The organism is Pseudomonas sp. D(2018) (genome assembly GCF_005502555.1).
Taxonomy (GTDB): Bacteria; Pseudomonadota; Gammaproteobacteria; order Pseudomonadales; family Pseudomonadaceae; genus Metapseudomonas; species Metapseudomonas resinovorans.
On record NZ_SCOK01000013.1, the window covers coordinates 31,319 to 57,595 of the forward strand.

At 61.3% G+C, this 26,277-nt stretch carries 20 protein-coding genes and 1 pseudogene; 4 read left to right on the plus strand and 17 right to left on the minus strand.

The window, feature by feature from the left end; translation table 11 throughout:
* Window positions 1–128: 128 nt before the first annotated feature.
* The 12 genes and pseudogenes from cobA to acnB all read right to left on the minus strand — a co-directional run bounded on the left by cobA (window position 129) and on the right by acnB (window position 14,705).
* The gene (gene cobA, locus FFS60_RS10925; protein ID WP_137821981.1) at window positions 129–866 is read right to left on the minus strand and encodes a uroporphyrinogen-III C-methyltransferase; all 738 of its coding nucleotides are present in this window, start codon (window positions 864–866) and stop codon (window positions 129–131) included.
* A 136-nt stretch (window positions 867–1,002) separates the two neighbouring features.
* A pseudogene (locus FFS60_RS10930) lies at window positions 1,003–2,004 on the minus strand (NAD(P)/FAD-dependent oxidoreductase); the annotation flags it as partial.
* A 254-nt stretch (window positions 2,005–2,258) separates the two neighbouring features.
* Window positions 2,259–3,929, minus strand: coding sequence for a bifunctional protein-serine/threonine kinase/phosphatase (locus tag FFS60_RS10935; protein WP_028627785.1), 1,671 nt, complete (start codon window positions 3,927–3,929; stop codon window positions 2,259–2,261).
* A gap of 92 nt (window positions 3,930–4,021) precedes the next feature.
* Window positions 4,022–5,233, minus strand: coding sequence for a nitrate/nitrite transporter (locus tag FFS60_RS10940; protein WP_028627784.1), 1,212 nt, complete (start codon window positions 5,231–5,233; stop codon window positions 4,022–4,024).
* Window positions 5,234–5,649: 416 nt separating this feature from the next.
* Window positions 5,650–6,093, minus strand: a complete 444-nt coding sequence (locus FFS60_RS10945) for a thioesterase family protein (protein WP_028627783.1) — start codon at window positions 6,091–6,093, stop codon at window positions 5,650–5,652.
* Between the two features lie 80 nt (window positions 6,094–6,173).
* Window positions 6,174–6,860, minus strand: coding sequence for a polysaccharide lyase family 7 protein (locus FFS60_RS10950; protein ID WP_028627782.1), 687 nt, complete (start codon window positions 6,858–6,860; stop codon window positions 6,174–6,176).
* Between the two features lie 240 nt (window positions 6,861–7,100).
* Window positions 7,101–7,760 (minus strand): hypothetical protein, encoded by a 660-nt coding sequence (locus tag FFS60_RS10955; protein WP_028627781.1) that lies wholly within the window; start codon window positions 7,758–7,760, stop codon window positions 7,101–7,103.
* A gap of 461 nt (window positions 7,761–8,221) precedes the next feature.
* Window positions 8,222–9,466 carry an alanine transaminase gene (gene alaC, locus FFS60_RS10960; protein WP_137821983.1) on the minus strand — a complete coding sequence of 415 codons (1,245 nt, stop codon included), beginning with the start codon at window positions 9,464–9,466 and terminating at the stop codon, window positions 8,222–8,224.
* A 208-nt stretch (window positions 9,467–9,674) separates the two neighbouring features.
* On the minus strand, window positions 9,675–10,253 hold the full coding sequence (locus tag FFS60_RS10965; RefSeq protein WP_028627779.1) for an ANTAR domain-containing response regulator: 579 nt from the start codon (window positions 10,251–10,253) through the stop codon (window positions 9,675–9,677).
* A gap of 21 nt (window positions 10,254–10,274) precedes the next feature.
* Window positions 10,275–11,489, minus strand: coding sequence for a CmpA/NrtA family ABC transporter substrate-binding protein (locus FFS60_RS10970; protein WP_137821984.1), 1,215 nt, complete (start codon window positions 11,487–11,489; stop codon window positions 10,275–10,277).
* Window positions 11,490–11,677: 188 nt separating this feature from the next.
* Window positions 11,678–11,887, minus strand: coding sequence for a YgdI/YgdR family lipoprotein (locus tag FFS60_RS10975; RefSeq protein ID WP_028627777.1), 210 nt, complete (start codon window positions 11,885–11,887; stop codon window positions 11,678–11,680).
* 208 nt (window positions 11,888–12,095) lie between these two features.
* The gene (gene acnB / locus FFS60_RS10980; RefSeq protein WP_028627776.1) at window positions 12,096–14,705 is read right to left on the minus strand and encodes a bifunctional aconitate hydratase 2/2-methylisocitrate dehydratase; all 2,610 of its coding nucleotides are present in this window, start codon (window positions 14,703–14,705) and stop codon (window positions 12,096–12,098) included.
* Window positions 14,706–15,105: 400 nt separating this feature from the next.
* Here acnB and FFS60_RS10985 point away from each other — a divergent pair, with 400 nt between their 5' ends.
* On the plus strand, window positions 15,106–15,582 hold the full coding sequence (locus tag FFS60_RS10985; RefSeq protein ID WP_028627775.1) for a DUF1289 domain-containing protein: 477 nt from the start codon (window positions 15,106–15,108) through the stop codon (window positions 15,580–15,582).
* 48 nt (window positions 15,583–15,630) lie between these two features.
* On the opposite strand, the gene FFS60_RS10990 is transcribed toward FFS60_RS10985, so the two are convergent.
* Entirely contained in the window at window positions 15,631–16,494 is an 864-nt protein-coding gene (locus tag FFS60_RS10990; protein ID WP_028627774.1) for a universal stress protein, read from the minus strand.
* Between the two features lie 174 nt (window positions 16,495–16,668).
* Here FFS60_RS10990 and FFS60_RS10995 point away from each other — a divergent pair, with 174 nt between their 5' ends.
* Window positions 16,669–17,271, plus strand: coding sequence for a tRNA-(ms[2]io[6]A)-hydroxylase (locus FFS60_RS10995; RefSeq protein WP_028627772.1), 603 nt, complete (start codon window positions 16,669–16,671; stop codon window positions 17,269–17,271).
* A gap of 48 nt (window positions 17,272–17,319) precedes the next feature.
* Here FFS60_RS10995 and FFS60_RS11000 read toward each other — a convergent pair whose 3' ends face one another.
* The 4 genes from FFS60_RS11000 to ltrA form a co-directional block, all read right to left on the minus strand.
* Entirely contained in the window at window positions 17,320–18,660 is a 1,341-nt protein-coding gene (locus FFS60_RS11000; RefSeq protein WP_028627771.1) for an SPFH domain-containing protein, read from the minus strand.
* 102 nt (window positions 18,661–18,762) lie between these two features.
* Window positions 18,763–19,485, minus strand: a complete 723-nt coding sequence (gene lpxH, locus FFS60_RS11005) for a UDP-2,3-diacylglucosamine diphosphatase (RefSeq protein ID WP_137821985.1) — start codon at window positions 19,483–19,485, stop codon at window positions 18,763–18,765.
* On the minus strand, window positions 19,482–19,976 hold the full coding sequence (locus tag FFS60_RS11010; protein WP_028627769.1) for a peptidylprolyl isomerase: 495 nt from the start codon (window positions 19,974–19,976) through the stop codon (window positions 19,482–19,484). Before FFS60_RS11010 ends, lpxH begins: the two co-directional genes overlap by 4 nt.
* 120 nt (window positions 19,977–20,096) lie before the next feature.
* The gene (gene ltrA, locus FFS60_RS11015) at window positions 20,097–21,812 is read right to left on the minus strand and encodes a group II intron reverse transcriptase/maturase (protein ID WP_137821986.1); all 1,716 of its coding nucleotides are present in this window, start codon (window positions 21,810–21,812) and stop codon (window positions 20,097–20,099) included.
* Between the two features lie 1,401 nt (window positions 21,813–23,213).
* Here ltrA and FFS60_RS11020 point away from each other — a divergent pair.
* The gene (locus tag FFS60_RS11020) at window positions 23,214–24,881 is read left to right on the plus strand and encodes a glutamine--tRNA ligase/YqeY domain fusion protein (protein ID WP_028627768.1); all 1,668 of its coding nucleotides are present in this window, start codon (window positions 23,214–23,216) and stop codon (window positions 24,879–24,881) included.
* Window positions 24,881–26,266: a cysteine--tRNA ligase gene (gene cysS / locus FFS60_RS11025; protein ID WP_137821987.1), complete on the plus strand. Its 1,386-nt coding sequence runs from the start codon at window positions 24,881–24,883 to the stop codon at window positions 26,264–26,266. Before FFS60_RS11020 ends, cysS begins: the two co-directional genes overlap by 1 nt.
* Window positions 26,267–26,277: the final 11 nt, after the last annotated feature.

The following is a 26,277-nucleotide window of genomic DNA, read 5'->3' on the forward strand; positions in this document are numbered from 1 at the left end:
TTGAGCCTCAGAAAAACCCGGCCTCGGCCGGGTTTTTCTTTGCCCGAAGAAAGTGTCGTGCGCTGATCCGGATGAAAAAAAGCCCGGCATGGCCGGGCAAACACTACTTCGCAGGAGCGAAGAGAGATTTAGGCGCTTCGTGCCATCGGGAGGACAGCTTCGGCTGCGGCAACCTCGCCGATGACCAGGATGGCCGGGCTTTTCAGTTCGAAGGCCTGGGCGTCTGTCTGCATCTGCCCAAGGGTGCTGCGGCATTCGCGTTGGTGGGGCAGGGAGGCATTCTCGATCATGGCCACGGGCATGGCACCGGACATGCCGCCCGCCAGAAGCCCCTCGCGAATATCGGCAAGCTTGGCGACGCCCATGTAAACCACCAGCGTCGTGCCGGACTGCGCGAGAGCCCCCCAATTGAGGCTGCTGTCGTCCTGGGTGTGGGCGGTGACCAGGGTGACACCACGGCTGATTCCGCGCAGGGTGAGGGATATGCCGCAGTTGGTGGCGCCTGCCAAGCCTGCGGTGATGCCATTGACCAGTTCGCTCTCGATGCCGCGCTCGGCCAGCCATTCGGCCTCTTCACCGCCGCGGCCGAAAATGCACGGATCGCCGCCCTTCAGCCGCACCACGCACCTGCCCTGGCGCGCATAGCGCAGCATCAGGCGATGGATAAACGCCTGGGGCGTTGAGCGGCAGCCGCCGCGCTTGCCCACGCGGATAACCCGGGCATTGGGGCAGTGCTCCAGTACCGCCGGATTGACCAGGTCATCGATCATCACCACCTCCGCCTGATTGAGCGCTTTTACCGCCTTCAGGGTGAGGAGTTCGGGGTCGCCGGGGCCTGCACCTACCAGCCAGACTTTGCCGTTCATCGGGATTCTCCTCGGCGCAGCTCGCGCCCTAAATGATTCAGGTCCAGGCCAGCACGTCGTTGTTGGTCAGTTCGATCTGCCAGTCGTGCAAGGGGCAGGCGCCGCGCATGCCGGCGACCTGGCCGGGATGGGGCGCGTCACCTGCACTCAGCATCTCGATGCCGGCCACCTTGAGCTGGGTTCCCGTGCTGGAACCCTGGTAGCGCGCGAAACCGAGCATGGCCAGATGATTGGCGCAGACCTTGGCCTGCTCCATCAGCGGGGCGACCAGCCCGTAGGAAATACCGCGGTGGTTTGCGCATTCGCCGATGGCGTAGATGCGCGGGTCATAGGTCTGCAGGGTGTCGTCGACCAGGATGCCGTGGCTGCAAGGTAGGCCCGCCTGTTCGGCAAGTTCGGTGTTGGGCTTGATGCCGGCTGCCATTACCACCAGGTCCGCCGTGATCACCTCTCCGCCAGCCAGTTGCACGGCGCAAACACGGCCGTCGCCGTTGTCGATCAGTTCTTCGGTGGCGGTGCCCAGGCGGAAACGGATACCGCGAGCCTGCAGCGCGCGCAGTAGCTTCTCGCCGGCCAGCGGGTCGAGCTGCTTTTCCAGCAGCCAGTCAGCCAGATGTACGACCGTGACGTCCATGCCGCGCTGTTTGAGGCCATTGGCTGCTTCCAGACCAAGCAGTCCACCGCCAATCACCACCGCGTGGCTGTGAGTGCGGGTCGTTTCGATCATGGCGCGGGCCCCGGCGATATCGCGGTAGCCAATCACCCCTTGCAGACGGTTGCCGGGGATGGACAGGCGACTAGGCGTGGAGCCGGTGGCAATGACCAGGCGATCGTATGCGGCAGTGGTACCGTCTTCGGCGATCACCTGGCGACGCTGGCGGTCGATTTTTGCCACCTTGCGATTGAGTAGCAGATCGATGCTGTTCTTCGCGTACCAGGCCAGGTCGTTGAGGATGATTTCCTCGAACGACTGTTCGCCGGCCAGAACTGGGGAGAGGAGGGTGCGGTTGTAGTTCGGATGGGGTTCGGCACCGAACACGGTGATCTGGTATCGCTCTGGCGCAAGACGCAATAACTCTTCGAGGGTACGCACTCCGGCCATGCCGTTTCCGATCACCACCAGCTTGGATGTCTTCATGCCAGGACACTCCTGCATAAACGTCGAACAAACAAAAAAGGCGTCCCGCTGTTTCCAGCAGGACGCCTTTGTCCAAGTCCCGTTCGATCGGGAAAGTGCCGTCTCGTCGTTGAGGCGGGCGCTTTTTGTAGATTGTCGAAGCGGATGTTGCAGGCGCCGTGCCAACCCTCGGAGGCCTTGTACTTCGCGGTCTTGCGCAATGACTTGTGGGTCGTCTCGCACTTGCCTGGGGCGCATTGCCCCGATCTGGTGCGTCAGCCTTGCAGCAGGGCGATCAGCAGTACGAGGTTGAGCAGCAGGGATGCGAGGGCCAACCCGCGCCAAACCTTCAGCGGCTCGCGCTCCAGCAACGGCCTGGGTTTGGCGGCCAGGGCTCGGCGCTCGCCTTGCTCCAGGGCCAGCAGCCATTCCTCCATCGTTTCGTAGCGTCCGGCGGGGTCGGCGACGATGGCACGAGCCAGGCATTCGTCCAGCCAGGTGGGCAGGTCAGGCCGATAGCGGCTGGCCGGAGTGGGCGTGCCAAAGCGCGGATGCTGGAAGGCTTCGACTTCACCATAGGGATAGTGACCGGTTAGCAGGTGATACAGAGTGACTCCCGCGGCGTACAGATCCTGTCGGGGGGACGGCGGTGCTCCGGCGAAGGCTTCCGGGGCGATGTAGCTGGGCGTACCGGGCAGGCTGTGGGCCTGGTCTTGGGACAGTCCGGGGCAATAGGCCAGGCCGAAATCCAGCAGGCGCAGCTCACCGTCATCTCCCCAGAGCAGGTTCTCTGGCTTGATGTCTCTGTGCAGGATGTTGCGCCGGTGCAGCTGTCCCAGGGCCTTGAGCAGGCGCGGGGCAATATCCAGCCATTCCGGCAGCGCCATCGTGCCGCTAAGCCGCTGATGTTCGGCCAGGGTCTGTCCTGCATACTCGCGCTGCACGTAGTACAGGTGCTGGCGCTGGGGTAGGGGATGCGCTTCGGGAAAGTGGCGCCCGGCGACGCGGCGCAGGAACCACTCCTCCAGCATCAGCGCCGGGGCGGCTCCAGGCTCGTCGTGGCGGCAGGTAGGCAGGGTTTTCAGCAACCAGCGCCGTTCCTGGCCGTCGCGCACCCGATAGACCATGGACTGGCGGGATTCGGCGATCAGGCGATCGACCTGCCAGCCCTCGAAGTCCTGCCCATCCAGCAGGCGGGGCGGCAACGGCCAGTGATCCAGCTGCGCCAATGTATCGGCCAGTCCCGCCTGCGGCAGGTTTTCCACGCGAATCAGCAACGCGCTGGCGTTGTCCTGGCCGCCCGCCAGGTGCGCGGCGCTGACCAGCGCCTGGGCGGCAGCGGGGAGGTCCTGCTCATCTTGGAGAATGCGCTGGATACCCTGGTCGCCGAGTACGGCCCAGACGCCATCGCTGACCAGCACGAATCCCTCGCGTTCCGCCAGCTCACCGTCCAGGTAGTCCACCACCAGGTGCTGATCCAGGCCGAGCGCGCGCTTGAGCACGTGCTGCATGCCGGGCTGTTCCCAGACATGGTCCTCGCTGAGGCGAAGCAACTGCTGGCCGTCCCAGCGATAGGCGCGACAGTCCCCCACGTGGGCCAGGGTGAAACGGCGTCCGCGTAACACCATGGCAGTCAGTGTGGTGAGCAATGGCTGGCCGCCGCCGTTGGCTTGGAGCCAGCGGTTATGGGCCACCAGCAACCGGTCCAGGGACTGGGCCACGGCCCAGGTTTCCGGGGTGGAGTAATAGTCCAGCGCCAGGGCCTGCAATGTGGCGCGAGCGGCCAGGCCGCCGTCGGCGCATTGGCTGACCCCATCAGCCAGGGCGAATAGGTAGCCCTTGCTGGCGGCCAGGGCAGGCGCTGGCGTGACTACCCGCAGGGCGTCCTGGTTCTCCGTGCGCGGACCGGTGGCACTGGCCTCACCGAAGCTGAGTTGCAGGGTCATCTGGATGGGCGTCCTGTATGGCGAAAGGAGCGCGAGGCGCTCCTTGTCGGGTCGGGTTCGGCGCCGCTTTTGGCGCCGAAGTGGGCATCAGCTCAGACGCGGGCAGCGGTGACGGCGGCCGAACCCCAGGTGGTGCGCCAGCGCTGCTTGACGCCGTATAGGCCGAACCACGCCACTACGCCCAGACTGGCAAACAGCCACAGGCCAAGCTGGTAGTCGCCGGTGGTCTGCTTGATGGCACCCAGGCCTGCGGTGAGGCAGAAACCACCAATCCCGCCGGCCATACCGATCAGGCCGGTCATCACGCCGATTTCCTTGTGGAAGCGCTGGGGTACGAGTTGGAATACCGCGCCATTGCCGGCACCGAGGCTGAGCATGGCGACTACGAAGAGGGCGAGTGCGACGGTGGAGCTTGCGATGTGGAAACCCACGGCGGCAATGCATATGGAGGCTACCGTGTAGACCACCAGCAGGGTCCGGATGCCGCCGATGCGGTCGGCGAAGGCGCCGCCCAGCGGGCGCATCAGGCTCCCGGCGAACACGCAGGCGGCGGTGTAGTAGCCGGCGGTCACCGGGGCCAGGCCGTACTGGTCGTGGAAGTAGCCGGGCAGGGTGCTGGCCAGGCCGAGGAAGCCGCCGAAGGTCACGCTGTAGAAGAGCATGAACCACCAACTGTCTCGGTCGCCCAGGGCTTTGAGGTAATCACCAAGCGCCTTGGGAGCCGGACGGTTGGGTGCGTTGCGAGCCGCGAAGGAGAAGATTGCCAGGGTCAGTACCAGAGGGATCAGCGCCAGGCCGAATACGTTGTTCCAGCCGTAGAGGGCGGCCAGGCCCGGTGCGAAAAGAGCGGCCAGCACGGTGCCGGAGTTGCCGGCACCGGCAATACCCATGGCCTTGCCCTGGTGCTGCGGCGGATACCACTGGGAGGCCAGCGGCAGCGCCACGGCGAAGGATGCACCGGCGAATCCAAGGAAGAGGCCGAGGAGCAGCGCCTGCTCATAGGTGCGGACACCCACCTGCCAGGCAACGAACAGCGCGATGATCACCACCACCTGACCGATCAGGCCAGCGGTCTTGGGCGAGGTGCGGTCAGCCAGCATGCCCATCAGGAAACGCAATACCGCGCCAGCCAGGATGGGGGTCGCGACCATCATGGCGCGCTGCTGGGTGGTGAGTTGGAGATCGGTGGCGATCTGCACGCCCAGCGGGCCAAGCACGTACCAGACCATGAAACTCAGGTCGAAGTAGAGAAAGGCGGAGAGCAGGGTGGGCGTGTGGCCGGCTTTCCAGAAACTCGTTGTCATCGAACACCTCATCTGCAGTTAGGGGCCGGGAGGCGCGCCTGTCGTGATCGTGGGCACGGCGGTCGCACCTCCCGGTAAAACGTCGCGCTTGTGGCGCTTCGTCCTGCGGCACAAGCCGCAGCGGGAGTGAGTGAGCTGCAAGCGAACGTCCGGATCGCGGCCCGTCCACCGCCCCATCGCTGGGGCCGGAACGAAAAAGGCGTCGCACCACTGCCCGCATTGCTGCGGAGTGACGCGACGCCTTTGTCGTGTGATGGGCAACCGCCGTTGGCTACCTCTGCCAGATGCAGAGCAAGAGCCGGGCCAATCTTTGGAATACCTATTCCAGAGCGGTTAGCGGGTTTCTGACGGAAACCTGGCCTGATTCAAAAAGGGGCATGGGGAGGAGGGATGCACCGAGTTGAGGCCACTCGGCCTCACTCCAGCCAGTTCACCTTGGGAAAGGTGTTGCGGAAACCGTCAGGCATCGCGACCACGCAAGACGCCCGGTAGTTGAAGAAGACGAAGCCGGACTTGGCCATGGCGACCAGTCGGCCATCGACCGGGCGGGTGATGCGGAAGGTGATGTCGCCACCGTACTTGTTGAAGTCCATGACACCCACCTCGAACAACAACTGATCGCGGGCGTGGGCTTCGGCCCGGTAGGTGGTGGCCAGGTCGGTGACGATAATCCCGGTACCGTCTTCGGCAGTCTCGCTGACGCCGAACTCGAACAGGAATCGCGCGCGGGCTTCCGAGATCATCGAGATCATCGAGTCGTTGCCCAAGTGGTTTGCCCCGTTGATATCGGTGACGCGCACCGTCAGGTGGGTGGAGTAGCAGTACTGGTCTTCCGGGAAGTTCAGGGATAGGCGGGCCATGGGAATCTCGGGCGTAGAAGCGGCAAAGCGCCGATTCTACGCCTGCATGATCGGATAGCCCGGCATTTCGGGGCTGAATGTCAGCGGTGCAGGCCGTTCAACCAGTAGAAGATGACGCGGCCCCCTTCGTTGTCGGCTCCGTAGTTGTCCTGGATATAGGCGCCGGCCTTGAAGTAGAGCTGCTGGGCCCCCCAGTAGCCACTCAGTTTGCGATAGAGGTTGCCATCATCGCCGTTGCTGGTGACGGTGATACCCAGTTTGCCGGTAGGCGTGATGCGCAGGTCGTAGCCAAAGCGCTCGCCCAGGTCGACGTTCTCGGCAAGCAGGATGTTCTCCACCTCCTTGTCGCCCGGGCGCTTGCGAAGCAGCGCCTCGACCCGGCCGTTGCCGCGCAAGTAGTGGTACTGAATCTTGAGTAGGGGGTCGTTCTCGCTGCCGGGTTCGTCCTTGCTGTGGATCTGGCCGATGATGATCTTGTTCTGGCTGGGTACCTGCTCTACCGAGAGCACCGCGCTGAGGTAGTTATCGGCGCTGGCGTGGTACCAGTAACTGAGGGTGCCATCAGCCTGGGTTTCCCGTAGTTCGGTTCGGGGGTATTTGGCATCTTCGGTGCGAGACCCATTCACGGGTACCCAGAAGCTGATACTACCGTCAGCATTTCGCCGAAAGTATTGGCTTTCGTAGCCATTGTTAAGGCGATCGGTGGTGATGAGGGTATTGGAGCTGGTGGCTGGGACCGTGAGGTTCCAGGTGCTTAGGTCGATCACTGGATGTCCTTACTGCTGAATACCTAGGGGGCAGCAGTTCGTACATGCAGAGGGTGAAAAAGTTCCGGGCCAGCTTGAATGAGGGGGGGAATTTGGACTTTGGTGCCTATTCGTGAGGAAGAGGCAGGAGAGGGTGTTCGCAGGAGGTGTTGTATCGATTGAAAGTGGGTGATGAAGTTAATGGGCAAACAATTCGATGAGGCCTTGAGCTGAAACTGGGCATCCCTGCCCAGTCATCTCTTACATCGAGGCGAGTGCGGGATTCACTCGAGAAGGAGTGAGATTTTCAGCTCTGTTGCTTGCCCACTTCACCAGCAGCGTCATCGCGACGAAGCCAAGGCAGATGAACAGCGGGTAAGCGAACATGATTTCGCCAAGGGAGTATTTCCAGCTAAGCGGACGAGCGATGCCCAGCATGGCTCCATAGAACCAGGAGACTCCGGAGACGACACCCGCGAACACCGCGAGGGTGCGGGCGTTGGTTTCCATCTTGACCAGCGTGCCGGCTTTTTTGATGGCAGGCAGTACAGCGCTGTGAAGCAGGAAACCGTTTACGGTCAACAGTGCCACGACCAGGATTTTCGCCTGGAGTTTGGGGTTGAGGAAATACACCGCGCCTTTGACAGAGTAGTCCAGCAGTACGATACCTATCCCTGTTACCCAGAGTGCCGCAAGTGCAAGCAGTACAGTTTTCTTCAGAGTATCAAGATGGGTTTTGTCGCTATGGATAGCGTCGTCTTTGCCAGTGATCATCTGCTTGATCATGGCATAGTCGCTGGTCAGGACCAAGCCGATTGCCACGCAGCAAGCGATCAAGTGGGCATAAACAACACCCATGCGCATTAGTTCCATGGTTGCTTCCTGTTTGAACAGGGAAGTAATGAGATGGTACAGCTCCATGGTTTACCTCTTGTTTTACAAAGTAAGTTGGTGTGCTGATGCAGTAAGGGCACCGATATATGTTGTTTTCTTACTCTTTGGTCTCTTTGGACTTTGAGTGGTGGTCAGGTTGCTCTACATCTCTATGTATATTTCATGTCTTCATACGCACTCCTCCTTTTTTGAGACACAGAAACCTCGTGCACATGAACTTGTACATTTGGAATCGCTCCGGACTCAAGGGGAATAAGACATGCGCGCCATCCACCGACCATGGCTCAAAAGTGACGCGATGTACTCAGGCTATCATCAGAGTGGTGAACCCTTGATTTTGTTCAAAAAACGATCTGAAAGCCGACGAGCGGTTGTGCGTGGGAGGGGGCTTCAAGCGCTTGAAAAGGCGAGGAAACCTTGCCGGGCGCAGGTTTCGGGAAAGTTCAGCGGAGAGTGTGTCCCCTGTGACCAGGGGACGTAATCGGGCGTCAGGCCTTGCCGGACTTCCGGGGTTTGGGCGCTGTCGACGGCTCAAGAATTCCGTCGGCACGGAACATGCCCTTGATGCCGCGAACGGCTTGGCGAATTCGGTCCTGGTTCTCGATCAGGGCGAAGCGTACGTGATCGTCACCGTAGTCGCCAAAGCCCAGGCCGGGCGATACGCAGACCTTGGCTTCGGCCAGTAGCTTCTTGGAGAACTCCAGGGAACCCATGGTGGCATAAGGCTCGGGAATCTTGGCCCAGACGTACATCGATGCCTTGGGGTTTTCCACCATCCAGCCTATTTCGTGGAGGCCCTTCACCAGGACGTTACGGCGCTGGCGGTATTGCTCGGCGATATCGCGCACGCACTGCTGGTCGCCTTCCAGAGCGGCAATGGCGGCGACTTGCAGCGGGGTGAAAGTGCCGTAGTCGTGGTAGCTCTTGATTCGTGCCAGGGCGCTGACGAGTTCCTGGTTGCCGACCATGAAGCCGATCCGCCAGCCCGCCATGTTGTAGCTCTTGGACAGGGTGAAGAACTCCACCGCGATGTCCTTGGCGCCGGGGACCTGCATGATGGAGGGCGCCTTCCAGCCGTCGTAGACGATGTCGGCGTAGGCCAGGTCGTGCACGACCAGCACGTCGTACTGCTTGGCCAGGGCAACCACGCGCTCGAAGAAGTCCAGTTCCACGCACTGGGCGGTGGGGTTGGAGGGGAAACCGATGATCATCATCTTCGGCTTCGGGATGCTCTCGCGAATCGCCCGTTCCAGTTCGGCGAAGAAGTCCACGCCGGGTACCAGGGGCACCGAGCGCACCTGCGCGCCGGCGATTACCGCGCCATAGATGTGGATCGGATAGCTGGGGTTAGGGACCAGTACCGTGTCGCCATGGTCCAGGGTGGCGAGCATCAGGTGCGCCAGGCCTTCCTTGGAACCGATAGTCACGATGGCTTCGGACTCTGGATCGATCTCCACGTCGTAACGGTCCTCGTACCAGCGCGAGATGGCTCGGCGCAGGCGGGGAATACCGCGGGAAGTGGAGTATCCGTGGGTGTCTTCACGCTGGGCGACCTGCACGAGCTTTTCCACGATATGCGGCGGAGTGGCGCCGTCGGGGTTGCCCATGGAGAGGTCGATGATGTCCTCACCGCGACGGCGTGCTGCCATCTTGAGTTCGGCGGTGATGTTGAAGACGTAGGGGGGGAGACGATCGATGCGCGCAAAACGGCGCGGTGAACGCTGGTCAGCCATGCTTTCCTCGGATACGTAAGCGCCCGGAACCGTCCGAGCGACGTCGGCCACTGTGGTGGCCTGGCGGCGAAGATAAGGGCTTCGCCGTGTCCTTGTCGAGGGCTGTTTCGCCTGCGCCCGCGGATACGCCTGATGGCACCCCGTCGGGCGGGAGGGCTGCGCTTCCCCGAGCGGAGCCCACGCTTGCAAGAAGGACTGGGGCCGGGCTTCAGTTTCCGAGCATGTCGTGCATGGCGATGATCTGTTCGGCGACCTGGATCAGCTTCTGCTGGCGACTCATGGCCTGACGCCGCATCAGGGTATAGGCGTCTTCCTCGTTGCAGTTTTTCATCTTCATGAGCAGCCCTTTGGCCAGTTCGATGCGCTTGCGCTCGGCTAACTGCTGATCGCGCACGGTGAGCTGGGCGCGCAGGGCTTGGTCGCTCTCGAAGCGGGCCATGGCGACGTCGAGGATCGGTTGCAGGCGGTCGGTCTGGATGCCTTCGACAATGTAGGCGCTGACGCCGGCCTGGATGGCCTGGCGCATGACCTTGGGGTCGTGCTCGTCGGTGAACATGACGATGGGGCGGGGCTGGTCACGGGTGACCATCACAACCTGTTCCATCACGTCTCGGCCCGGGGATTCGGTGTCGATCAGGACCACGTCCGGGCGAATGGCTTCGACTCGGGCCGGCAGGTCGATGGTCAGACCGGATTCGTCGATGACCTCGAAGCCGGCTTCCACCAGGGCGGCCTTGAGGCGGCCGACTTTCTTGGCGGTGTCGTTGATCAGCAGGATGCGCAGCATGGCGGCGGTCTTCCCTAACGGCTACAGGGCAATGGCGCGGGCATTGCCGGCCAGGGAGTGGATGGGGAAGCTGCGGGCGTAGCCAGCGGGGTCATTGCCGTCCCAGGTACGACCGTCAATCAGTGTGGCGCTGCGCATCGGGGCGGGAACGGGGATACCGAGGGCTTCGGCGGCTTCGCGGTAGCGATCCAGCCGCTGGACGCGCTGGGCGATGGCGAGATAGTCGGGGTCGTCCCGCAACAGGCCCCAGCGGCGGAACTGGGTCATGAACCAGATACCGTCAGAGAGGTAGGGCATGTTCACCTGGCCGCCCTCGAAGAAGCGCAGCGGGTGATCGTCCTCCCAGGCGTTGCCCAATCCATCCTCGTAGTGGCCAAGGAAGCGCGGCTCAACGGCCGACAACGGGACGTCTACGTAGTCGCTGCCGCTGATCAACTGGGCGGTGCTGCTCCGGTTCTCGAGGCTGGCGTCGATGAAGCGGCTCGCTTCAAGGACGGCCATGGTCAGGGCTCGGGTAGTGTTGGGGTATTGCTCGGCGAACTCGCGGGTGACGCCGAGGACCTTTTCCGGATGGTCCGGCCAGATCATCTGGCTGGTGGCCAAGGTGAACCCCTGGCCCTGGTCCACCGCCAATGCGCCCCAGGGGCCACCAGCGCAGAAGCCGTCGATGCGAGCCGCCTTGAGGTGAGCGACCATCTGCGAGGGCGGTACAACGACCGTATCGACATCCCGCAACGGATGGATGCCCTGGGCGGCCAGCCAATAGTTCAGCCACATGGCGTGGGTGCCGGTAGGGAACGTCTGGGCGAAGGTCAGGCGTGCACCACCATGGCGCACGTGGCGGATCAGTGCCTCGGAACTGGTCACGCCGATGCGCTTGAGTGGTTCGGAGAGGTTGATGGCCTGGCCGTTCTGGCACAGGCCCATGAGGATGGCCATTTCGGCGCAGGGGCCGCCAATGCCCAGCTCTATCCCGTAGATTTGTCCGTAGAGTGCTTGCGCGGCGTCCAGTTCGCCGGAGAGCAGCTTGTCGCGCAGCGTGGCCCAGGACGATTGGCGCTGGAGGTTAAGGGTGAGGCCGTATGGCTGGGCGAAGCCCTGGGTGGCGGCGACTATGAGGGAGGCCGAGTCGGTCAGGGGCATGAAGCCCAGGTTGAGCATGCACTTCTCTGGCGCGTCGCTGCCCGTGACCCAGGCCAGATTGTCTGCTCGCGTGGTGTTCTGCTTGTCCGTCATCTTGGTTGCCACCTATCAGCAAAATGGCGCCGATCCGGAGCAGCCGGGGCCGGCCGGAATCGACGCCATTGTCATCAACCCGCTCCGCCGTTGGAGTGAGTATTGTTGATGCTGAGCAAGCAAGCGATATGCCAGAGGGGGAAGAAACCCTCGCAGGAGCGGGGTAGTGGATCGATCTCGGGGCCGCCTCAGCGTTCGATGATCTGTTTCACCTGCGCTTGCGGGATTTGTTGGCTGCGGCCTTCGTCATCCTCGAATTCGAGCATGCCGGTGTCACTGTCCAGTTCGGGTTTCTCGTGGGTCGTGATGATCTGGCCATCGGTCGTGGCGATGAGGTACTCGCTGGAGCAGCCAACCAAGCCAAGGGCGCAGAAGAGGATCAGGTTCCAGAGTTTCATGACGACGCTCCCCGTCGTGGCAACTGATAACTGGAACATAGCTGCTGACGGAGCAGCTGCAAGGCAGAGAGGGCGCCCTTCTGTCGAAAGTGTGTGGCCTGGCGGAGTCGTTCGGTGCGGCTCCGATCGATGTGCGGTCGCCTGACGGCGCAAAGAAAAAGCCCCGCACGGGGCGGGGCTTCTTCGTTACCGGGATACCGATGCAGGCTTAGGCCTGGACCACCGGGATCTTGGCGTTTGCAGCGGCTTCCTTGTACTCGGCGATCTGGTCGAAGGACAGGTAGCGGTAGATATCGGCAGCCATGCTGTCGATATTCTTCGCATATTCCATGTACTCCTCGACGGTCGGCAGTTTGCCCAGGATCGAGGCAACAGCCGCCAGCTCGGCGGAGGCCAGGTAGACGTTGGTGGCGTCGCCCAGGCGGTTCGGGAAGTTACGGGTGGAGGTGGAGACCACGGTGGCACCGGTCTGTACGCGAGCCTGGTTACCCATGCACAGCGAGCAGCCCGGCATTTCCATGCGCGCGCCAGCCTTGCCGTAAATGCCGTAGTAGCCTTCTTCGGTCAGCTGGTGCTGGTCCATCTTGGTCGGCGGGGCCAGCCACAGGCGGGTCGGGATACCGCCCTTGACCTTGTCCAGCAGCTTACCGGCAGCGCGGAAGTGACCGATGTTGGTCATGCAGGAACCGATGAACACTTCGTCGATCTTGTCGCCGGCCACGGTGGACAGCAGGCGGGCATCGTCCGGGTCGTTCGGCGCGCAGAGCACAGGCTCTTTGACGTCGGCCAGGTCGATCTCGATCACGGCAGCGTATTCGGCGTCCTTGTCGGCTTCCAGCAGGTTCGGCTTGGCCAGCCAGGCTTCCATCGCCTGGGCACGACGTTCCAGGGTGCGGGCGTCGCCGTAGCCTTCGCCGATCATCCAGCGCAGCAGGGTGATGTTGGAGCGCAGGTACTCGGCGATGGCCTCTTCCGGCAGTTTGATGGTGCAACCGGCAGCAGAACGCTCGGCGGAGGCGTCGGACAGCTCGAAGGCTTGCTCGACGGTCAGCTCGTTCAGGCCTTCGATCTCGAGGATGCGGCCGGAGAAGATGTTCTTCTTGCCCTTCTTCTCGACAGTCAGCAGACCGGACTGGATGGCGTAGTAGGGGATGGCATGCACCAGGTCACGCAGGGTGATACCGGGCTGCATCTTGCCCTTGAAGCGCACCAGTACCGATTCCGGCATGTCCAGCGGCATTACGCCGGTGGCGGCGGCAAAGGCGACCAGGCCGGAACCGGCCGGGAAGGAGATGCCGATCGGGAAACGGGTGTGGGAGTCGCCACCGGTGCCGACGGTGTCAGGCAGCAGCATGCGGTTCAGCCAGCTGTGGATGATGCCGTCGCCCGGACGCAGGGACACGCCGCCGCGGGTCTTGATGAAGTCCGGCAGGGTGTGATGGGTGTTGACGTCGATGGGTTTCGGATAGGCGGCGGTGTGGCAGAAGGACTGCATTACCAGGTCGGCGGAGAAGCCGAGGCAGGCGAGGTCTTTCAGCTCGTCGCGGGTCATCGGGCCGGTGGTGTCCTGGGAGCCGACGGTGGTCATCTTCGGTTCGCAGTAAGTGCCCGGACGTACGCCTTGGCCTTCTGCCAGACCGCAGGCGCGGCCAACCATCTTCTGCGCCAGGGTGAAGCCTTTGCCGCTGTCAGCCGGGGACTCTGGCTTCTTGAACAGGTCGGAAGCACCCAGGCCAAGTTCGGCACGGGCCTTCTCGGTCAGGCCGCGGCCAATGATCAGCGGGATACGGCCGCCGGCGCGGACTTCGTCCAGCAGGACCGGGGTTTTCAGTTCGAAGGTGGTGACCACTTCGCCGCTGTCGTGGCGAACGACCTTGCCTTCATACGGGTACACGTCGATGACGTCGCCCATGGCCAGGTTGGTGCAGTCGAATTCGATCGGCAGGGCGCCGGCGTCTTCCATGGTGTTGTAGAAGATCGGGGCGATCTTGGTGCCGAAGCAGAAGCCACCAGCGCGCTTGTTCGGAACGTACGGGATGTCGTCGCCGAAGAACCACAGCACCGAGTTGGTGGCGGACTTGCGGGAAGAACCGGTACCGACCACGTCACCGACGTAGGCAACCGGGAAGCCCTTGGCCTTGACTGCTTCGATCTGATTCAGCGGACCAACGGAACCCGGCTGGATCGGCTCGATGCCCTCGCGGGCCATTTTCAGCATGGCCAGGGCGTGCAGCGGGATGTCGGGGCGGGACCAGGCGTCAGGCGCCGGAGACAGGTCGTCGGTGTTGGTTTCACCAGGGACCTTGAACACGGTCAGGGTGACTTTTTCCGGTACGGCAGGCTTGTTGACGAACCACTCGCCATCGGCCCAGGACTTGAGCACGGCTTGCGCGGAGGCGTTGCCTTTCTTGGCACGCTCGGCGACGTCGTGGAAGGCATCGAACATCAGCAGGGTGTGCTTGAGCTGTTCGGCAGCAGTGGTGGCCAGTTCGGCGCTGTCCAGCAGCTCGACCAGGGTGGCGATGTTGTAGCCGCCCTGCATGGTGCCCAGCAGTTCGGTCGCGCGGGCCTTGCTGATCAGCGGCGAGGTGGCTTCGCCTTTGGCGACAGCGGAGAGGAAACCGGCTTTGACGTAGGCGGCTTCGTCGACGCCCGGCGGAACACGGTTGGTAATCAGGTCGAGGAGGAAGGCCTCTTCGCCGGCCGGCGGGTTCTTCAGCAGTTCGACCAGGCCTGCGGTTTGTTCGGCGTTCAGCGGCTGGGGCACAACGCCCTGGGCGGCACGCTCTTCTACGTGTTTGCGATAGGCTTCAAGCACAGTTTTACCCTCATCAGTGGCCCTGGAATGTCCAGGGCGCTCATCCAGGAATCCGCCGAACGCATGCGCCGCACAGCTTTTTGGGCTGTCTGGCCAAGGTTTCGGCGGCCTCCATCGAGAAGCTGTTTTCAAAGTTTTACGCCGGAAGGAAGACCTGATGAGGGCTGGCGGCGGACATCCCTGGCGGGATGCCCGGCGCCATTATTTCCTGCCGGATGAACTGTGCTCGTGACGCTTTGAAAACAGCTTCCAACGGATATCGGCGCCTTAAATGGCGGGCTGATTCTAAAGGAAAGGCTCGGCAAAGTTAAGACGAAATCCCGAATTCACTGAGGGTGACCCTGATTAGACAAAGGGCTAAGATGGCTGGCCTGTTTCACCTGCCGAATCCTCCTTCACCATGTCCAACCAGCGCATCAAGACGCCTTGCGTCGGCCTCTGTTCCACTGTCTATGGCGACCATGTCTGCCGGGGCTGCAAGCGTTTCCACCATGAAGTGGTGAACTGGAACCTGTACAACGAAGACGAGAAGCGAGCGGTGTGGCGGCGCCTGGAAATTCTTTTGGTGCAGGTGATGGCGGCCAAGCTGGAGGTATTCGATCCAGCGCGACTGCGTCATCAGCTGGAGCAGCACCAGGTGCGATTCGTACCCGAGCAGTCCCATTACTGCTGGGCGTATCAGTTGATCGCGCGGGCTTCACGCATGATCAGTCGCCTGGATGCCTATGGGGTCGCGCTTCTCCCCGAGTTTCGCGACTGGGCCTTGCCGGACGTGCGGGAAGCCATCGATCGGGAATTCTTCCTGCTGTCCGAAGCTCACTACGAGCGTTACATCGCGCCGCGCTTCCTGCGCGAAGGTGTCGAGATTCGCGTCTGACGTCACGAAAGAAGCCGCCATCAGGCGGCTTCTTTCGTTCAGGGGGAGTCAGCGCTGGGCGACCAGCTCTTCCAGGTGGGCGATGATGGCCTCGGGCTTGAGCACCAGCACATCGCTCTCCAGGGCATCCAGCACCACCTCAGCGGTATTGCCAATCAGCGCACCGGAAAGGCCGGAGCGGGCTACGGTGCCGATCACCGTGACCACTGCTTCCAGTTTGTGAGCGACATGGGGGATGAGTACATCTGCCGGACCTTCCTCGATATGCAACCGTTCGTCGCTGACGTCGTACTCGGCCTGGAAAACGCGACATTCGTCGCGATAGCGGGCTTCAATGGTTTCCTTGAGCTGGAACGTTGGGTCCGCCGCGGAGAGCATGGGGGAGGGGTGGGCGCTGATCACGTGCAGGGTGCCGTGGGCGAGTCCGGCGATGTCGTAGCCATGGCTAACGATGGTGGCGTGCAGCGTGCGGTGCTCGCCATCGCTATTGCCCACGTCGACCGCGGCGAGAATATTGCCGTTGGTCCAGGGTTTGTCAGTCTTTACCATCAGCACGGGGCCTGGGCAGTAGCGCAGGAGCTTCCAGTCATCCGGAGTGAGCAGGGCCTTCTTCAGCGGATTGTCCGGCACATGCTGTTTGATCACCAGGCCACAGCCCTCGGCCTGCTGGGACGCGATGATGGTCTGGTGCTGACTATCCAGCCAGCTCTGCTGGGTGCTGACGCTATAGCCCTCGGCCTTGAGCGAATCGGCCAGATCGCTGAGGTAGTCGGTATGGTCGCCCTTGCGGTCGCAGATCAAGAGGTGCAGGTGAGATTGAGTCACCCCCGCGATCAGTTTTGCCCTTTTCAGGGCAAGGCCCTCCGGCCGGTCCGGTTCCAATACCACCAGAATGCTGCGAATGGCTTGCATGGTCCTCATCTCCCTGTCGATGGCTTATAGCCAAATCAAATGTAGTCCGGATTCGGCTTTTGCGTTCTTGACATATATCAAGTGTGTCGGGCTGGTCGTCGCGTCCTGCATTCGTATAATGCTCCGCCTTCGGGAGCCCGGCCAGCGTGGCGCCCAGCATGATGAGAGCTACCTGTGAACTTGCCTGAGATCCATGAATTTCTTGGCTGCCCTACCCCTGCTGCCTGGGTAACGGCTGCACTGGCCGATCAGGAAACCCTGCTGATCGACCACAAGAACAACGAGTTCAAGGCGGCGTCCACTGCCATGGCGCTGATGGCCAAGTACTCCACTCATCTGGATCTGATCAACTTCATGTCGCGACTGGCTCGCGAGGAACTGGTACACCACGAGCAGGTGCTGCGCATTATGAAAAGGCGCAGGATCGACCTCATACCCGTGTCTGCGTCGCGCTACGCCTCTGGACTACGCAAGCTGGTGCGCAGTCATGAGCCTCAGAAGCTGGCGGATACGTTGGTGGTGGGCGCTTTCATTGAGGCTCGGTCCTGCGAGCGTTTCGAAGCCTTGGTGCCGCATCTGGATGAGGAGCTGGGCAAGTTCTATGGTGGCTTGCTGAAGAGCGAATCCCGTCACTACCAGGGCTATCTGAAGCTGGCCTACCAGTACGGCGAGACTCAGGACGTTGATCGCACCATCCAGAAAGTGAGGGCGGCGGAGCGGGAGCTGATCGAGTCGACGGACGTGGAGTTCCGCTTCCACAGCGGCGTGCCGGCCTGACCGACCTACAAAAAAGCGCCCTGGTCGGCGCTTTCGTTCGGTTGGGTTCTAATCCTTGACCTTCATGTCCAGGGCGAGGTCTCGGGCGGCTTTGGTGGCGAGCACGCCCATCAGTTGGCCGATCTCGTCCTGTCGGCTGCTGGCGGAGGCCTGGCCGCCGGCCATCATGACGCTGGGAACCGGCGCCTGGGCGGCGGCTTCGGCCCAGACCTTGTTGATCGCAATCAGTGCATCCAGCTTGGGTTGCAGTGCACCGTCCGCCTTGATGACGGCTTCGCGGGCATAGGCTTCAGCGTCGGCGGTGATCTTGGTGGCGTCGGCGGTGATGGAGGCCTTGTCGCGCAGTAGTTCGGCAGTCTGCTTCTCGATTTCGGCGCGGCCTTTTTCCCTTTCGGCGTTGATGATCGCGAGTTGCTTCTCGGTTTCCGCCTGGGTGGTGCGCTCGATCTGGTCGCGCAGGGTTTCCTGGCGGCGGGCTTCGACTTCCTTCTCGCCGCGCGCGGTAACCAGCAGTTTCTCTTCCTCTTCCTTCAGGCGGTTCTGCCGGGCCACGGCGAGTTCGGCGAGGGCCTGCTGCACCTTGACCATGCGTTGCTTGTACTGCGGGTTGGGGTCGACGTTGGTGATACGTGCTTCCACCACTTCAACGCCGTATTTGCGGAACTGCTGTTGCTTGCGGACGGGAATGCCTTTGGTATCAGTAACCTTCTCGGTGACGAACTGGCTGGCGCTGTTGTCGCCGAAGGCACCTTGCTCGGTGCCAGCCTGAAGGATGGCCGTCTGGTGAGGCATGGCGCCACGTGGGGCGCGGACTTCCTTGCGTTTGATCAGGTAGAGGCCGTCGTTGAGCTGGTTTTCGAACTCGGCGGCGAACTCGCTGCGCGCACCCGCGTAAAAGTCGTCGGCACTCATCAAGGACGCCGTGGCTTGCAGGGTTTCCTTGATGGCTGGTACCAGTGCGGTGCCGATGAAATTCTCGGGATTGCGGTATTCCTGGGCAATTCTCAGGAACTGGTCGCCGCCGGGAAGGCGGAAGCGCGCGGAGGACTCTACCTTGGCGTCGACGTTGCCGAGGAAGACGATCGGGAAGGCTTCGATGGTGGCGCCGAGGGAATCGTTATCGCTGTCGTCATTGCGGCTTTTCTGGAGTGCCTCGGTCAACACCGACTGCACGCTCAGTGCTTTCTTCCATGCCGTCGCGCGGCCGAACCACTTGGTGGCGTAGCCGACGTCATCGACTACCTTTTCCTCGCCGAAGATGGTTCGCACGTGAGTGGAGAAGCCGGCCTCGTTATAAAAGAAGATGCCGTTGAAGAGGGCGAAGGCGAGGGTGGCGAGGACGACGGGGCCGCCCGCGTATTTGATGAGTTGTGCCTTGGTAAGAGGCATGGTCGCTCCTTGACGTTGAATCGGAGCGGCGATGCTGCTGGCCGATAGCCACCTCGTCAAGAGGCGGCGAGTCGGCCTGCGAGGAACATCTCGCAGGAAATGTCAGACGAGGTTGAATGGGGTTTGCAGGAATCCCTGCTCGTCTACCTGCAGCGCCCAGCCTTGTCGGTCCCAGTCCCCCAGGACGATGCGTCGGGCGGATTGACCGTCAAGGTCCAGTTCGTGGACGTCCGGGCGGTGAGTGTGGCCGTGGATCAGAGTCCTGACGCCGTACTGGCGAAGAATGCGCGGGATTTCTCCAGGGGTGACGTCGGTGATTTCCGCAGCTTTCTGGCGGGTTTGCATCCGACTTTCCTTGCGCAGCTTGCGTGCGAGCTTGTGGCGGGTGGCCAGCGGCAGGTGGCGCAGGATGAACAGGGTCGCGGGGTTGCGCAGCCACCGGCGCAAGCGCATGTAGGCTTCGTCCTGGGTGCACAGGCTGTCGCCATGCATCAGCAGCACCGGCTCGCCGTTCATCTGTACCAGGCTCGGGTCTGGCAGCAAGGTGCATCCTGCTTCGCGACAGAAGCCGTTGCCGATCATGAAGTCGCGATTGCCATGCATCAGGAAGATGCGCGTGCCACCATCGGCCAGCGTGCGTAGTGCCTGGGCGATGGAGTGCTGGAACGGAGTCATGGCGTCGTCCCCGATCCAGGCTTCGAAGAAGTCGCCGAGTATGTATAGGGCTTCAGCGCGCGGGGCGCGGGTCTGCAGGAAAGAAAGAAACGCCCGGGTGATGTCCGGGCGTTCCTCTTCAAGATGCAGATCGGAGATCAGCAATATCACTCGACGATCTCGGCCTTCTCGATGATCACGTCATCAACCGGAACGTCCTGGTGGCCGGACTTCATGGTGGTGGCCACGGCTTTGATCTTGTTCACCACGTCCATGCCTTCGGCTACTTCGCCGAACACGGCATAGCCCCAACCCTGAACGGTCGGCGCGCTGTGGTTCAGGAAGGTGTTGTCGGCGACGTTGATGAAGAACTGCGCGGAGGCCGAGTGCGGCTCCATGGTGCGGGCCATGGCGACGGTGCCGACCTTGTTGGACAGGCCGTTGTTGGCCTCGTTCTTGATCGGGGCACGGGTGGACTTCTGCTTCATGCCCGGCTCGAAGCCACCGCCCTGGATCATGAAGTTGCCGATCACGCGGTGGAAGATGGTGCCGTCGTAATGGCCGGCCTTCACGTACTCCTTGAAGTTGGCCACGGTATCCGGGGCTTTGTCTTCAAAGAGTTGCAGGGTGATGACGCCGTGGTTGGTATGCAGCTTGATCATTTGGCTATTCGCTCTATCGAGAAATCCAAGGCCTGTCAGGGGATTGAGTCGGGTGGCCCCGAACCATTACTGGTCCGGGGCCCCCTGAGAACCGTACGTGCGCCTTTCAGCGCATACGGCTCAAGCCTTCACTAAGCCCCTTGAAGGGGCCGGCTTACTCACCTTTAGTCCACGTGCGTGGAGCTGTTGGTGACATTCGGGGTGCAATAATACCCGGTTTTCCAAGGTGTCATTACCGCCTTGTGAGCGGTAGACGATGTGGTGGTCGTGCCAGCCAGTTTCCTTGGAGATAGGGAGGTTGCACAGTACGCACAGGCCTTTCTGCTCTACGAACAGACGGGTGATTTGCTTCCGGTACTTCAGCTTATTCAGCATCCGCGCCATTCGCAGTTTCTCCCCATCTTGCTCGTCAGCCGGGTCAAAGGGGTTGTATTCCGCTTTGATCTTCTTGTGACGTACCACGTCGATTCCGGCAGTGCGGAAGAGTTCGACGTTCCGTTTGTTACCTTTCTCATCCACGTGTGTCGTGGCGAACACCCAGTTTCTAAGACCGTCAGAACGAAAATACTTCTTTCGTATCCAGCTGAGCCCTTTCCGTGGGTGACGTCGTGTTGCCCAACGCCATAGAGCTCTAAAGACCAGATGGTCTATCAAGCTAAACGCCTTTTTAGCGACTACAGGCTGGTGGTACAGCGCCCAGCCCTGCAGCATCGGGTTCAGCAGGCGAATCAGATTCTCCTGCCGCGCCGTTTTGTTGTCGCTGATGACCTCCTTCGCCTTGCGGTAGAACGCCTTAACGTTCTTCTTGCTCGGCTTGATCAGTAGCTTTCGCTTGTTCCCAGCGGGGTACTTGCGGAAGTTCCAACCAAGGAAGTCAAAGCCTTCGTCGATGTGGGTGATGCGGGTTTTCTCGGGAGAGAGCTTCAATCCCCTTGTAGCTAGGAACTGCTCGACCCAGGGGCGGACCTCAGTTTCAAGGACCTCCCTTGTTGCTCCCGTGATGACGAAGTCATCCGCATAGCGCACGACGTTGATTTTCAGCGTTTTGGCTCGGGTCTTCCCCAGATGTTTCTTCAGGTCGGACTCAATACCATCCAGCGCGATGTTCGCCAGGGTAGGGGAGATGATCCCACCCTGAGGCGTGCCGGCTTCCGTTGCCGAAAGCTGGCCTTTGTGGACTACCCCAGCCTTTAACCACTTCTGGAGCACCTTGCGGTCCATGGGGACGTTGCTGGTGAGCCAGTCGTGATTGATGTTGTCGAAGCATCCTTCTATGTCACCTTCCAGTACCCACTGCGGGGACACCTTCTTGGATAGACAGACGAAAAGCTGACCCATTGCGTCATGTGTAGAACGTTCGATTCGGAAGCCGTAGCTGTTCGGATCGGCTCTTGTTTCTGCGATGGGGGCTAGTGCTAGCAGGTGGAGTGCCTGCATGGCCCTGTCGAGCATAGTGGGAATGCCCAACGGGCGTTCCTTGCCATTGGATTTGGGGATGTAGACCCGCCGTAGTGGCTGCGGTCGGTATCCACGGAGCCCAAGTCGCGACGTGGCCGCGAACTTGGCGTCAGGTGTATCCCAGAGGACCCGGTCGACTCCCGCCGTGCGTTTCCCCTGGTTTTCGGTGACTCTGCGTACGGCCAGGAGTCTGGCCGAGCGAGAGCGGGTCAACATCCGTTGTAGAGCTTTCGCCCTACGCCAGTCGTTTTCCCGACAAGCCTTCGCAATACGTAACTGCATTCCTCGGACGTTCCTCTGGACTCGACACCAATCGATGTCGTGCCAGTGTTGCGGACCGTTTGGAAGCGCAGACACGGATGGTCCGTGCTCTTTCATGCTGCATTCCTCTCAGGTTGATCCCGAGCGGAAGCCATATGATCCCCGAGGGGAGTCTTGGCTCCCTTCGGGATGATTTGATGTGGTGACCACGAATCCAGAGGTTCGTGGGCTTTGGCGCTAGAGCGGTTCTATTCGATCCGAGCCCGGGGTGACGCCTGCAGGCGCTTCCATAGGGCCCTCACTTCTCGAACCGCGCCAATCAGCGGCGCAAAGTAGATGACTGGGGCCTGTCTTGCCGCAGAGATAATCTCGTGTGCAATGCCTTTCATCATTTCTCCTTGTGAGTTCCGACCCCCTGCGGGGTCGAGCTCGGTGCCTTACCACTTGGTTGAGTGAGGTTAGTCAGGCGTCTTGCGACGTAAGACCACGCGGAAGTCTGCTCCCTTTCGGGTGAGGTAATGTCGCAACCCCTATCCGACCCATTACAGGCCGGCATTCGCTTTTTCCGCTATCCCATACCCGCACAGCCAACAGCGTTCCTTGCGGTTCGCCTGCCCTAAGGGCAGCCATACGGGCTTACCACGTTCCCCGATTGTCACACGACTGGTTTAGGGTCCGCCTTTCCACCGGAGGTCATGTTAGCGACGTACTCCCGAAGCCGACGAGAGCAGCTAGACCTCGTACCTTTTGGTCCGTGCCAACAGCAGTTTGGGCACGCTCATAGTTACGGTGTTTATCAGCAGTTCACTTATGTTACCCATGCCAGCCAGCCTAGCACCCAGACCCGGTACTGCTCCGAGCCATCACAAGTCCCCTCGCGGTTCCTCGTGCCCTTTCGGGGGTTACATTGTTGGAAGAGCTTTGCACCCCACCGTTGCCAGTGACGCACATCTTCCTAGGCTACTGCTAGTCGCATAGCAGATCCGCTACCACTTCGAAGAGACAGTGGTTGGATAATGACAAATCGGAGCAGGCGGTCCCGATAGGTAGCACCGTGTCCCCATGTCATCACGACATTAGGGGTAACGCGAGCATTTGAAACCGACCTGATTGAGAGAAATCCCTTGTGGGGATGACCTCCCCAGGAAGGGTGGCGGCGGAGTGGTTTCCGGCCGCTTTGTGCTCGAACCTCTGGATCAACTTAAATGTAACAAGTTGTTTCAGAGTGCCTGTTTTAGGGCAAAAAGAGGGCGCACGGCCCACCTTCTTGTCTCATGCCAAACCTCCTGAGAGGTATTGGATGACCCCGTTACGGGGAGAAAACAGGCCGTTGCCTTTTACAGAGTGCTGCTTCTTTTGGAATTCCAACCCCTTGAATTTCAAGGGTTTGAGGACCTGGGTCAGCTATCCAAACCTACCGGGACACGCACATGCGTGTCGCACCAGCTTCGGCTATGATAAGCGCTTTGATTTGGCCGGCCTACCCTGAGCCGCGCACCAGCTAGATGTAAGGACCCCATGAGCAAGCCAGAGACTCCCGCCGCTTCCAACTTCCTGCGCCAGATCGTCCAGGCGGATCTGGACGCCGGCAAGCACACCAGGATCGTCACCCGCTTTCCGCCGGAGCCCAACGGCTACCTGCATATCGGTCATGCCAAGTCGATCTGTCTGAACTTCGGCCTGGCCAAGGAGTTCGGCGGTGATTGCCATCTGCGCTTCGACGACACCAACCCGGCCAAGGAAGACCAGGAGTACATCGACGCCATCGAAAGCGATGTGAAGTGGCTGGGCTTCGATTGGGCCGGCGAGGTGCGTTACGCCTCCAATTATTTCGACCAGTTGCACGACTGGGCCGTCGAGTTGATCAAGGCCGGCAAGGCGTTCGTTTGCGACCTGTCGCCGGAAGAGGCGCGCGAGTTCCGCGGCAGCCTGACCGAACCGGGCAGGAACAGCCCCTTCCGTGATCGTTCGGTTGAGGAGAACCTGGACCTGTTCGCCCGTATGAAGGCCGGTGAGTTCCCGGATGGCACCCGTTCCCTGCGCGCGAAGATCGACATGGCTTCGCCGAACATGAACCTGCGCGATCCGATCCTCTATCGTATCCGCCATGCCCACCATCACCAGACTGGCGACAAGTGGTGCATCTACCCGAGCTATGACTTCACTCACGGTCAGTCGGACGCCATCGAGGGCATCACCCATTCCATCTGCACCCTGGAATTCGAGGATCACCGCCCGCTCTATGAATGGTTCCTGGAGCATCTCCCGGTCCCGGCCCAGCCTCGCCAGTACGAGTTTTCGCGCCTCAACCTGAACTACACCATCACCAGCAAGCGCAAGCTCAAGCAGCTGGTTGATGAAGGTCACGTCAGCGCCTGGGATGACCCGCGCATGTCGACCCTGTCCGGCTACCGTCGCCGTGGCTACACCCCGGAGTCCATCCGCAACTTCTGCGAGATGATCGGCGTGAATCGTGCCAGTGGCGTAGTGGATATTGGCATGCTGGAGTTCAGCATCCGCGATCACCTCGATGCCACCGCACCGCGTGCGATGTGCGTGCTGAAGCCCCTGAAAGTGGTCATCACCAACTACCCGGAAGGCCGGGTCGAGAACCTTGAGTTGCCGCGCCATCCGAAGGAAGACATGGGCGTGCGCGTCCTGCCGTTCTCCCGCGAGCTGTACATCGATGCCGGTGACTTCGAGGAAGTCCCGCCGGCCGGTTACAAGCGCTTGATCCCTGGCGGCGAAGTACGCCTTCGCGGCAGCTACGTGATCCGCGCTGACGAGGCGATCAAGGATGCTGACGGTAATATCGTTGAGTTGCGCTGCTCCTATGACCCGGACACCCTTGGGAAGAACCCCGAAGGTCGCAAGGTCAAGGGAGTGATCCATTGGGTTCCGGCTGAAGGCAGCGTGGAGTGCGAAGTACGTCTGTACGATCGCCTGTTCCGTTCGTCGAACCCGGAGAAGTCGGAAGAGGGGGGTAGCTTCCTCGACAACATCAACCCGGATTCCCTGCAGGTGTTGACCGGTTGCCGTGCTGAGCCGTCCCTGGCCCAGGCAATGCCTGAGGATCGCTTCCAGTTCGAGCGTGAAGGCTATTTCTGCGCCGACCTGAAGGACTCCCGTCCCGGCAAGCCTGTTTTCAACCGTACCGTGACCCTGCGTGATTCCTGGGGCCAATGATGACGCTGTCGATCTACAACACTCTGAGCAAGATCAAGGAACCGTTGAAGCCGCTGGTCGGCAATCAGGTTCGCATGTATGTCTGCGGCATGACGGTCTATGACTTCTGCCATATCGGCCACGCTCGCGTGATGGTGGCTTTCGACGTGGTGGCGCGCTGGCTGCGTCATCGCGGTTACGACCTTACCTACGTGCGCAACATCACCGACATCGACGACAAGATCATTCGTCGCGCCAATGAGAATGGCGAGCCATTCGAGGCGCTGGTGGAGCGCATGATCGCCGCGATGCATGAGGATGAGGCGCGTCTGTCGGTGCTGCGTCCGGACATGGAGCCGCGAGCCACCGGCCATATCGCCGGCATGCACGAGATGATCCGGGCGCTGATCGACAAGGGCTTCGCCTATGCCCCGGGCAATGGTGATGTCTACTACCGAGTCGGTAAGTTCGTCGGTTACGGAAAACTTTCGCGCAAGAAGATTGAAGATCTGCGCATTGGTGCCCGTATCGAAGTGGATGAAGCCAAGGAAGACCCACTGGACTTCGTGCTCTGGAAAGGCGCCAAGCCCGGTGAGCCAAGTTGGGAATCCCCATGGGGCCCAGGTCGCCCGGGTTGGCATATTGAGTGCTCGGTTATGTCCACCTGCTGCCTGGGCGAAACTTTTGACATCCACGGCGGTGGTCCGGACCTGGTGTTCCCGCACCACGAGAACGAGATTGCCCAGAGTGAGGCGGCCACCGGCAAGCTCTATGCTAATGCCTGGATGCATGCGGGGGCTGTGCGGGTAGATGGCGAGAAGATGTCCAAGTCCCTGGGCAATTTCTTCACCATTCGCGAGGTGCTGGAAAAGTACCATCCCGAGGTGGTGCGCTACCTGTTGGTGTCCAGCCACTACCGTAGCCCGATCAACTACTCCGAAGAGAGCCTCAAGGAAGCCAAGGGCGCCCTTGAGCGTTTCTACCATGCGCTACGTGGTCTGCCCGATGCGGCGCCGGCAGGTGGCGAGGCTTTCGTCGAGCGATTTGCTGCGGCCATGGACGATGACTTCAACAGTCCTGAGGCCTGTGCAGTGCTCTTCGAGATGGTGCGTGAGGTGAATCGTCTGCGTGATGGCGATCTGCCGGCTGCTGCTGCCCTGGCGGCGCAGCTCAAGACGCTGGGCGGATTGCTCGGTGTTCTGCAGCTGGAACCGGATGACTTCCTGCGCGCCGGTGCCGAAGGCAAGGTGGACGCTGCTGAGGTCGAGAGGCTGATTCAGGCGCGCCTGCAGGCGCGCGCAGAGAAGAACTGGGCCGAATCCGACCGTATCCGCGACCTGCTGAGCGCCATGGGCGTAGTGCTGGAAGATGGGAAGGGTGGTACCACTTGGCGTCTCGCTGACTGAGTCGACTTAAT